The sequence below is a fragment of the Sphingopyxis sp. genome, from assembly GCF_016463645.1.
In the GTDB taxonomy this organism is placed as follows: Bacteria; Pseudomonadota; Alphaproteobacteria; order Sphingomonadales; family Sphingomonadaceae; genus Sphingopyxis.
Genome location: NZ_JAEMQX010000128.1, coordinates 1 through 9,548 on the forward strand (window position 1 = coordinate 1; position 9,548 = coordinate 9,548).

13 protein-coding genes are annotated in these 9,548 nt (G+C 66.9%); 10 read left to right on the plus strand and 3 right to left on the minus strand.

Annotated features, from left to right (window positions below; all coding sequences use genetic code 11):
- Together JHC57_RS18580 and JHC57_RS18585 are read left to right on the plus strand one after the other, a co-directional pair.
- On the plus strand, window positions 1-525 hold a 525-nt coding region (locus JHC57_RS18580), incomplete at its 5' end, for an NAD(P)H-dependent glycerol-3-phosphate dehydrogenase (RefSeq protein WP_294031911.1).
- A 119-nt stretch (window positions 526-644) separates the two neighbouring features.
- Window positions 645-983 (plus strand): hypothetical protein, encoded by a 339-nt coding sequence (locus JHC57_RS18585; protein WP_294031913.1) that lies wholly within the window; start codon window positions 645-647, stop codon window positions 981-983.
- A 76-nt stretch (window positions 984-1,059) separates the two neighbouring features.
- Here the strand turns inward: JHC57_RS18585 and JHC57_RS18590 are convergent, their stop codons facing one another.
- Window positions 1,060-1,494, minus strand: coding sequence for a TlpA disulfide reductase family protein (locus JHC57_RS18590; protein WP_366928551.1), 435 nt, complete (start codon window positions 1,492-1,494; stop codon window positions 1,060-1,062).
- A gap of 157 nt (window positions 1,495-1,651) precedes the next feature.
- On the opposite strand from JHC57_RS18590, the gene argH reads away from it, so the two are divergent.
- The 4 genes from argH to JHC57_RS18610 are packed head-to-tail and all read left to right on the plus strand — an operon-like array spanning window position 1,652 to window position 5,353.
- Window positions 1,652-3,055, plus strand: a complete 1,404-nt coding sequence (gene argH / locus JHC57_RS18595) for an argininosuccinate lyase (RefSeq protein ID WP_294031917.1) — start codon at window positions 1,652-1,654, stop codon at window positions 3,053-3,055.
- A complete protein-coding gene (locus tag JHC57_RS18600) occupies window positions 3,055-3,306 on the plus strand; it encodes a hypothetical protein (protein ID WP_294031919.1) in 252 nt (83 codons plus the stop codon). Before argH ends, JHC57_RS18600 begins: the two co-directional genes overlap by 1 nt.
- Window positions 3,307-3,324: 18 nt before the next feature.
- Window positions 3,325-4,584 carry a diaminopimelate decarboxylase gene (lysA, locus tag JHC57_RS18605; protein WP_294031921.1) on the plus strand — a complete coding sequence of 420 codons (1,260 nt, stop codon included), beginning with the start codon at window positions 3,325-3,327 and terminating at the stop codon, window positions 4,582-4,584.
- A 1-nt stretch (window position 4,585) separates the two neighbouring features.
- Window positions 4,586-5,353 (plus strand): bifunctional precorrin-2 dehydrogenase/sirohydrochlorin ferrochelatase, encoded by a 768-nt coding sequence (locus JHC57_RS18610; RefSeq protein ID WP_294031922.1) that lies wholly within the window; start codon window positions 4,586-4,588, stop codon window positions 5,351-5,353.
- A 12-nt stretch (window positions 5,354-5,365) separates the two neighbouring features.
- Here JHC57_RS18610 and JHC57_RS18615 read toward each other — a convergent pair whose 3' ends face one another.
- Window positions 5,366-5,731, minus strand: coding sequence for an STAS/SEC14 domain-containing protein (locus JHC57_RS18615; RefSeq protein WP_294031924.1), 366 nt, complete (start codon window positions 5,729-5,731; stop codon window positions 5,366-5,368).
- Window positions 5,732-5,787: 56 nt separating this feature from the next.
- A complete protein-coding gene (locus JHC57_RS18620) occupies window positions 5,788-6,813 on the minus strand; it encodes a beta-propeller fold lactonase family protein (protein ID WP_366928552.1) in 1,026 nt (341 codons plus the stop codon).
- Window positions 6,814-6,913: 100 nt separating this feature from the next.
- Between JHC57_RS18620 and JHC57_RS18625 the strand changes: the two genes are divergently transcribed.
- From JHC57_RS18625 to JHC57_RS18640, 4 genes are all read left to right on the plus strand, one after another.
- Window positions 6,914-7,060 (plus strand): hypothetical protein, encoded by a 147-nt coding sequence (locus JHC57_RS18625; RefSeq protein ID WP_294031927.1) that lies wholly within the window; start codon window positions 6,914-6,916, stop codon window positions 7,058-7,060.
- A gap of 53 nt (window positions 7,061-7,113) precedes the next feature.
- On the plus strand, window positions 7,114-8,169 hold the full coding sequence (locus tag JHC57_RS18630) for a HEAT repeat domain-containing protein (protein WP_294031928.1): 1,056 nt from the start codon (window positions 7,114-7,116) through the stop codon (window positions 8,167-8,169).
- Between the two features lie 2 nt (window positions 8,170-8,171).
- Window positions 8,172-9,050, plus strand: coding sequence for a transposase (locus tag JHC57_RS18635; RefSeq protein WP_294031930.1), 879 nt, complete (start codon window positions 8,172-8,174; stop codon window positions 9,048-9,050).
- 44 nt (window positions 9,051-9,094) lie between these two features.
- A partial coding sequence (locus JHC57_RS18640) for a GTP-binding protein (protein ID WP_294031932.1) occupies window positions 9,095-9,548 on the plus strand: 454 nt, incomplete at its 3' end.

The following is a 9,548-nucleotide window of genomic DNA, read 5'->3' on the forward strand; positions in this document are numbered from 1 at the left end:
CGCGCGCTCCAGCCGGTGTTCCACTCGGGGCTGTTCCGCGTCTACACCAACACCGACCTGCTCGGCTGCGAGCTTGGCGGCGTGCTCAAGAATATCATCGCGATCGCGGTCGGCATGGGCGACGGGCTCGGTGCAGGCGACAATACGCGCGCGGGGCTGATGACGCGCGGGCTTGCCGAAATCACCCGGCTCGGCGTGGCAATGGGCGGGCGGCCCGAGACATTTGCGGGGCTCACCGGCATGGGCGACCTCATTGCGACCTGCACCAGCTCCTTGTCGCGCAACCGCCACGTCGGCGTCGAACTCGGCAAGGGGCGGCCGATCGAGGAGATCATTGCGGGGATGAACATGGTCGCCGAGGGGGTGAAGAGCGCGCCGACGGTGATGGCGCTTGCCGATCGCTACGGCCTCGCAATGCCGATCGCGCGCGACGTGTTCGATGTGACGCAGGGTCGGCGGACCGCTATGGACGTGTTTCGCGGCCTGTTGAAATCGAGCGTCGGCGACGAGGCGCATCCCGGCTGAAATCCGCGGGTTCAGCCGATTCTTCCGCAGGCCGTGCCGAATCGCCGATGGCCCGAGAATAAAATGTCCCGCTCTTTCGTTTCTTCTCCTGTCCAACAGGGTCCAGAAGGAGACGAACGATGAAAAAATGGACGACTCTGGCGATGCTCGCCGCTCTCCCGGCTACGGCCGCGGTGGCCGCCGTTCCCTATGGTTCGATGCCCCCGGGTTTCGAAGCACCGCACATCCGCTCCACGCCGATCGCGGGTATCGTGAATCAATATTGGTACAATTACAAAGCCGACATCCTCGAGGCCGAGAAGGAACTCACCAGCGACCTTCGCCATGCGACCGACCGCGAGGATCGCTGGGACGCGTGGGACGAATGGGAAACCGAGGTCGTCGATGCGGATAAGGATTATGTGAAGGAAATGCGCAAGAAGGGCTATCGCAGCGGCCGCGTGACGGTCGGCGGATAATGCTCGGGCTCCCCGGACCCTTGCTCCGGGTCGCAGGGAAGGGCGGGTGTCATGGGGCACCCGCCCTTTTCTTATGTCAGGATGATGCCTCGGCGAGCAGCGCCCGCGCTTCCTCGCCCTGCCAGTCGATCGCGCCGACGACGCGCCATATCTCGCGGCCGTCGGCGTCATAGAAGATACTCGTCGGCAGCGCGCTGTTCGCGGCGTCGAGCAGGCCGTTCTCGGGATCGAGATAGGGTTGCAGCGCTTTCAGGCCGGCTTTCTGAAACCAGGGATCGACAACTTCGGCGCCCTTCAGATCCTGCGCCACCGCGATGACGGTCATGTTTTCGCTTTTTGCCGCGAGGGCGTCGAGCGTCGGCATTTCGGCGACGCAGGGTGCACACCATGTCGCCCACAGATTGACCAGCAGCGGTTTGCCGCGGAACGACGCCAGCGTCACCGCGGCATCGTCAGGACCGCGAAACGCCGCGGCGGGGGCGGCTTCGCCCTTGTGGCTGCGGTCGATCATATATTCGAACCGGCCGACGCCCTTCGCTTGGACCGCCGAAACTTTTGCTTGGCCTTGCCCGGCTTGCTCACCGCCTGGCTTTTCCCTATCGCAGCCGGCGACTGATCCGGCCAGCAGGACGGCGAGGATCGCAAGGGACGGATTCGGGACGCGGCGGATGGCGAATACTCCGGACAGCAACAGCATGTGGGGCGGCCGCTTCGGTGGCGGACCCGCGGCGATCATGCAAGAGATTAACGCCTCGATCCCCGTCGACAAGCGCCTGTGGGAAGAAGATATCACCGCCAGCCGCGCGCACGCCGCGATGCTCGGCGCTACGGGAATCATCGACGCCGGGGACGCCGTGGTCATCGATCGCGGTCTTGCCCAGATCGCGGGCGAATTCGCCGCAAACGGCGTGCCCGTCGATCTTGCGCTCGAAGACATCCACATGACCGTCGAATCGCGGCTGAAGGAACTGGTCGGCGAAGCCGCCGGACGCCTCCACACCGCGCGCTCGCGCAACGATCAGGTCGCGACCGATTTTCGCCTGTGGGTGCGCACCGCGTGCGAGCGCATCGACGCGGGGCTGAAGGCGATCCAGACCGAGCTTCTCGCGCGCGCCGACGAACATGCGGACAGTATCATGCCCGGCTTCACGCACCTGCAGGTCGCGCAGCCGGTCACGCTCGGCCATCATCTGCTCGCCTATGTCGAGATGTTCGGCCGCGACCGGGGCCGCTTCGCCGATGCCCGCCGTCGCCTCAACGAATCGCCGCTCGGCGCCGCCGCGCTCGCCGGGACCAGCTTCCCGCTCGACCGCGACGCGACCGCGTCGGCTCTCGGCTTCGACCGCCCGATGGCGAACAGCATCGATGCGGTCTCGGACCGCGACTTTGCGCTCGAATTCTGCGCTGCGGCGTCGATCGCCGCGATCCACCTCTCGCGCCTTGCCGAAGAGATCGTGATCTGGGCCAGCCAGCCCTTTGGCTTCATCAGCCTGCCCGACGCCTGGTCGACCGGCAGCTCGATCATGCCGCAAAAGCGCAATCCGGACGCAGCCGAACTGGTGCGCGGGCGCGCGGGCATGTTGCTCGGCGCTTTCCAGCGGCTTTCGGTGATCGTGAAGGGGCTTCCGCTCACCTACTCGAAGGATCTGCAGGACGACAAGGAAACGGTCTTCAGTGCCTTCGACGCGCTCGCGCTGTCGCTCGCCGCGATGACCGGCATGATCGAAACGCTGACTTTTCGCACCGATCGCATGCGCGCGCTTGCCGCCTCGGGCTATTCGACCGCGACCGACCTCGCCGACTGGCTGGTGCGCGAAAATGGCCTGCCGTTCCGCGAGGCGCACCATGTCGTCGGCGCCTGCGTAAAGCGCGCCGAGGAACTGGGTGTCGAGCTTTCGGTCCTGCCGGCCGCTGACGCTGCCGCGATCCATGCCGCGGTTACGCCCGATGTGCTCGCGGCGCTCACGGTCGAGGCATCGGTCGCCAGCCGCATGAGCTATGGCGGCACGGCGCCCGAACGGGTAAGGCAGGCCGTCGCCGCGGCCCGTGCGGCGCTCGAAGGAACGATTTGATGGCGACCAAGCGCCTCATTCTTTTTGGCATAGCTGCCACCGCGCTGCTCGGCGCGTGCGGCAGCAAGGAAGATCTGAAGCCCGTGGCCGGTCAGCCCGCCCCGGTGATTCCCGTCGGCGCGACCCGCGCCCCGACTACGGAGGAGCTTACGACGCCTGACGCGCAGGCCCGGCCCGCGCGCAGCGACGAACTTCTCAAACGGTCCGAACAACGTGAACCCGACGATTTCGACCTGCCGCCTCCGGGCTGAGCTTCAGGACTTTTGACAATGAATCATTTTGAAATTCGTGACGGCGTGATGCACGCCGAAGACATTCCTTTGCCGCGCATCGCCGAGGAAATCGGTACCCCCGTCTATGTCTATTCGCGTGCGACGCTCGAACGCCACGCGCAGGCGTTTCGCGACGGGCTTAAGGATGTGCCGAAGAAGCACCTCGCTTTCGCAATCAAGTGCAACCCCAACCTCGGCGTGCTGCGCGTGCTCGCACGGCAGGGCTATGGCGCCGACGTCGTCTCGGGCGGCGAGCTCGAGCGCGCGCTCGCGGCTGGCATGGCGGCCGAGGATATCGTCTTTTCGGGCGTCGGCAAGACGCGCGCCGAACTCGCGCTAGGTCTCGACCGCGGTATCGGCCAGTTCAACATCGAGCATGAACCCGAGGGCGTCGCGCTCGCCGAGATCGCGGCGCGCAAGGAAATGACCGCGCCCGCGGTGCTGCGTGTCAATCCCGATGTTGACGCGGGCACACATGCGAAGATTTCGACCGGCAAGGCGGAGAACAAGTTCGGCGTCGGCATCGATGTCGCGCCCGAAATCTTCGGACGTCTCTCGGCGCTTCCGGGGCTCAACATGCGCGGTATTGCGGTCCATATCGGCAGCCAGCTCACCAGCCTCGATCCGCTCGAGGCGGCGTTCGAGCGCGTCGGCCGGCTTGTCGCCGATCTCCGCGCCGCGGGGCACAGCATCACCCACGTCGATCTCGGCGGCGGTCTCGGCGTGCCCTATAAGGCCGACGACAATCCGCCGAGCCCCGCCGAATATGGCGCGATGGTCGCGCGGGTGACGAAGGATTGGGACGTCACGCTGATGTTCGAACCCGGCCGCGTGATCGCGGGCAACACCGGCGTGCTGCTGACCGAGGTGCTTTGGGTGAAGCCCGGCGCGACAAACCCCTTCGTCATCGTCGATGCCGCGATGAACGACCTTGCGCGTCCGGCGCTCTACGATGCGTATCACGACTTCGTTGCGGTGAAGCCGTCGGGCGAGACGATGACCGCGTCGATCGTCGGCCCGGTGTGCGAGACCGGCGATACCTTCGCGCGCGACCGCGTGACCGACAGGGTCGAGGCGGGCGATCTCGCGGTCTTCCGCACCGCGGGCGCCTATGGCGCGACGATGGCGTCGACCTACAACAGCCGCAGCCTCGTCCCCGAAGTGCTCGTCGACGGCGACCGCTATGTCGTCGTAGCCGATCGCATCGCCGCGGGAACGATCATGGCCGCCGAGCGCGTGCCCGACTGGATCGACTGACGTGGAACAGCTTCCTCTCTTCCTGAACCTTCGCGGCCGCACGGTCGTGCTGGTCGGGGAGGGGGAGGCTGCCGATGCCAAGGCGCGGCTGATCGCGCGCGCGGGCGGACGAATCGTCGCCGAATGGGAAGAGGGCGCAGCGATCGCCTTCGTCGCGCTCGATGATGAGGATCAGGCCCGCGCTGCAGCGCGGGCGCTCCGCGCGCGCGGCCTGCTCGTCAACGTCGTCGACCGGCCCGATTTTTGCGACTTCACCACGCCTGCGATTGTCGATCGCGCGCCGGTAACGGTCGCGATAGGCACCGGCGGCGCGTCTGCGGGTCTTGCAAAGGCCGTACGTCAGCGTATCGAGACGCTGCTTCCCGCGCGGCTCGGCGCGCTCGCCTCGGCGCTTCACGCCGTGCGCGATGCGATGAAGGTGCGGTGGCCTGAAGCCGCCGATCGCCGTCGTGCGATCGACTCGGCGCTGGCGAAGGGTGGTGTACTTGATCCGCTCGATCGCAATGCGGCGGATCGGGTGAGCGACTGGCTCGCCGCCGGCCGCGTAATCCCCCTTTCGCGTCTGGAAACGGTCCGGTTGACCAGCGCCGACCCCGACGACCTCACGCTCCGCGTGGCACGCTTGCTCGGGGAGGCCGACCATATTTTCCATCCGCCCGGCCTTCCGGTGACGATCCTCGACCGTGCCCGCGCCGATGTCGTTCGCCATGTCACCGATGCTCCGCCTGCCGATCCGCCGCCCGGACTCTCCCTTTGGCTGCAGACCTGAGGCGTCGCGGCGCTATTCCCCGGTGACCCAGCCGAAGGCCTTGTCGCGGTCCCGGGGTTCGAAAACCCGATAGCTGATGAAAGGCAGCGTTGCGCTCTCGATCCGCGTCGCGGCCCGGATCCACGCCTGGTCGGCGACGACCGCGACGCGGCCGAAGCGGTCGAGCTTGCCGAACAGCGGCAGTGCGCGGGCCATATAGGCACCAAGCCCCTTGAGCTGGATGCCGTCGATCGCGTGCGTCTCCACAAAGACGTGCACCTTGTCATGCCGCGCCATCGCGACCTCGAGCCGGTCCATGATCCGGTCGAGGTCGTTGCCGCTGATCGTGGCGGACATGCTGACCGCGAGGACATCGTCGGCCGTATCGATTATTTCCATCGTCACACCTCTCCTCCGGTCAGCGGTAGAACACCCGGGCGGCGGCGCCGTTCCGGTCAGGGCGCGATCGCCAGCCCGTCGCCATTCTTGCCCGCGGCGATCCGGCGCAGCACCTCTCCGCTCGCGACGTTGATCTCCGCGACCTTGTCGTGCCCTGTCTCGGCCGCATAGAGCCGCTTCGAATCGGCGCTGAACAGCAGCGTCACCTGCCCCTTGACCTGCTCGCCCGACACTTTGATCGTCTTCAGGGGCGTGCGCGTCTCAGCGTCGAACAGGCTGATCGTGCCCGATGCGATATTGCTGGTCGCAACGAGCTCGCCGTCGGGGCTCGCCAGCACGCGAATCGCCACCGGGTCGACCGGCTGCTCGGCGATCTTCTCGCCTGACGCGGTATCCCAGATCGACACGCGTGGCGCATCGAGGTCGCCGACCCACAATTCGCGGCCGCGCTTCGCCAGCGCCAACCCCTCCGGCTTGCCGCCTATCGTCAGGTCACGCAGCTTCCGGCCTTCCTTCAGGTCGAGCACGCTCACCGTTCCGGAGCCGATGTTGGCGGTGTAAGCGGTGCGATTGTCGGGTGCGACGACGACCATGTGGGTGCCTTTCTGTCCCGTCGCGATCGAGGTGAGCTTGCCGTCCGGGGCGACGACCGCGACCGACTCGCTTCCCTCGGTCGTCGCGACGAGCCGTCCGTCGGGCAGCCAGAGCAGCCCGTGCGGCCGCTGGTTCGGACTGAGGTCGATCGTTCCCAGCTTCGTGCGCTTTGCGACATCGAACACATCGATCGTCGTGCTGCCATAGGCGACGACAGCTGCCTGTCTGCCGTCGGGCGAGATCGCAATCTCGTGCGGCATCTTGCCCGTCGGCAGGCGCGCCAGCTCCGCGCCGCTGTCGAGCGCGATGAGGCTCAACGTGTCTTCACCCTTGTTGCCGACGAGCAGGGTTTCGGCGACCGCCGGACTGGCGAACAGGACGCCGGCAAGGACGGCGATGGGGGCATGGCGCATGATCAATCTCCCGATTGCGATGGCCCATCCTATCCCGCGCTGCCCTCCCGGCAACCGCGCTTCGACCAGCAACATGCCCCCTATTACGATAAGTTAACTCGGCGATCTGCGCGCCCGCGTCTAGCCCGGTCGGCGGCGGTACATGTCGCGCCGCCAGTCAGGACAGGAGGGGAATATGGAGCTGCCGTCGATCGATATCGCCGCGCTGCCGCTGCTCGATACCGCGGTCGGGCTGTTCGGGTCGCTGGTGGGCGAAAGCGTATCGTCGGGGCCGTCGGTCTTCGAGATCGCGGTCACCATCGCGCTGATCATCCACGATTGATCGCGGGCGGGGCGGGCGGCGGCATTCGTCGCCCCCGTTCCCCCATCTTTCGCATGACCGCCGAACGCTCGCGCCATGACCATTTTCCCCGCGCCGACGCCGCTCGCCGTCAGCGCATTCGCGTCGCGGTTGCCGCCGCCGATGCGGACTGGCGCGCCATCGATAGCGCGCCGGGCGGCTTGCTCGCCGCTATCGAAGCGCTGAGGGGTGCGTCTGCCGACATCGCCGTTGCGCGGCTGCTGCCCTGGCTCGACGACATGAGGTGGCTGCAAGACCGGTTGGGCGTGGCGCTCGCGCTGCTCGCGGCCGATCCCTTCCTGCGCCCGCCGTTACGGCTCGTAGCTGGGAGCGACGGAGGCACCGGCGGGCTCCTCTTGGCCGATCATGGCGCGGTCCGCCTGACGCTCCTCGTCCGGCCTGCGGAGGGCAGTGTCGAGGCCCCGCCAAATTGCGTCTTCGTGCCGGGTCGCGCCGCGATCCGCGTTATCGCAAGCGGCGGCGCGTCGCTGATATCGCACGAGGTCGCGGTCAGCGCCGCCGAGGAAACGGGCGGTTTCATGGCCTCTGTCGCAGCGCAATGCCATAGCCATCCGCCACGCCCGCTCCGCAACGGCGAGACGCTCCACCTCGACACCGCGCGGCAAAGCCATAGCCTCGTCGGCGCGAAGCGCGACATATTGCTCCTCGAACTCGCCGTTCAACCGCCGTCACCGCTCCCGATCCGCGCCTATGATATCGCGAGCGGCCGGCTGATCCATGTCAGCGCCTCGCGCCGGGACAGCAGTTTTCGCGCCATGGCGCTGACCCTGCTTCGCCAGTTCGGCCGCACCGACGCCGCGCCGCTCTTCGCCTCGGAAACGCGAAGCGAGGATTTCGCGGCCCGCTGGAATGCGATGCGCGAACTGGTGGCGCTCGATCCCGCCGCTACGCGTTCCCGTCTCGCGGCGATGGCGGCCGCCGATCCGCATCCCGAGGTGCGTGGAGCGGCGGCGGCGGCCGAGAGGCTCATCTTTCCGCCTTCCGGTGAGACGGGGCGGGAAGGGGGTGGAGGGATGGGGCTTTGCACAAGCCGGGCGCCCTCCACCCCATATTGCACGGACCATCAGTAACCATGCCGCGCCTGATCGATCCGCCTGCGGGCTCCGCACTCGATCTGGACGAGGTGATCGCGTGCCTCGATGAAAGCGGCGTCGACCTCGCGCACGAGGACAGTATCGCGCGCTGCACCGACCTCCTCGCAGGCCTGCAACGCAACCGGGATTTCCTGGCCGACCGCGTGATCGCCGCGCTCAAGGCCAGCTACGCCGACCAGCTCGAAATCAACCGCTATTCGGCGCAGGTCTTCCTCCTCCACCGAAACCCGCGCGGCTTCTATCTCCGCGCCAACCTCTGGCCCGCCGCTACCGACGCCGTACATGTCGCGAGTGGCGCGGCGGCCTTCTCCTACGGTGTGCCGCACGACCATAACTTCTCCTTCCTGACGACCGGCTATTTCGGCCCCGGCTATGTCAGCGACTATTATGACTATGACGCCGAGTACGTGGACGGCCGCCTCGGCGAGCCGCTGGGCCTCCGCTTCGTCGAGCGTAGCAGTCTCACCGAAGGCCGGATGATGCTCTATCGCGCCCACCGCGACATCCACAGCCAGCTCCCGCCGGAAAGCTTCTCGGTCAGCCTCAACATCATGGACGAGGGCGAGCACGTTCCTTGGCGAGACCAATATATCGTCGACCTCGAAGCCGGCATGATCGCAAGGCGCCCGACGCTGACGAGCGGCGAGATCCTGCTCCGCTGCGCGGTGCATCTGACCGGGAACGGCCGCGATATCGCCGAGCAGTTCGCGAAGGCGCATCCGGTGCCGCGCGTCAGGGCGAATGCGATCGCCGCGCTGGCGGCTGTGGCGGTGGATCCCGACGCGGTGTTCGAAGGCGGGATGGCGGATTCCGATACGCGGGTGCGCGACGATTGCCGGCGCCGGCGCGCGCGGTAGCCAAGCCTGCTGACAGCGCGGCTTTCCGCTGCTAACGGGCCGCCATGACAACTCCTCTTTCGCATATCCGCAACTTCTCGATCATCGCGCATATCGACCATGGCAAGTCGACGCTTGCCGACCGGCTGATCCAGTTCACCGGGGGCCTGACCGCGCGCGAGATGTCGGCGCAAGTCCTTGATAACATGGACATCGAGAAGGAGCGCGGGATCACGATCAAGGCGCAGACGGTGCGCCTCAAGTACAAGGCGCACGACGGCGAGACGTACGAGCTCAACCTGATGGACACGCCCGGCCACGTCGACTTCGCCTATGAAGTGTCGCGCAGCCTTGCCGCGTGCGAGGGCGCGCTGCTCGTCGTCGACGCCGCGCAGGGGGTCGAGGCGCAGACGCTGGCGAACGTGTACCAGTCGATCGAGCATGATCACGAGATCGTGCCGGTGATCAACAAGATCGACCTGCCCGCGGCCGACGTCGACAAGGTGAAGGCCGAGATCG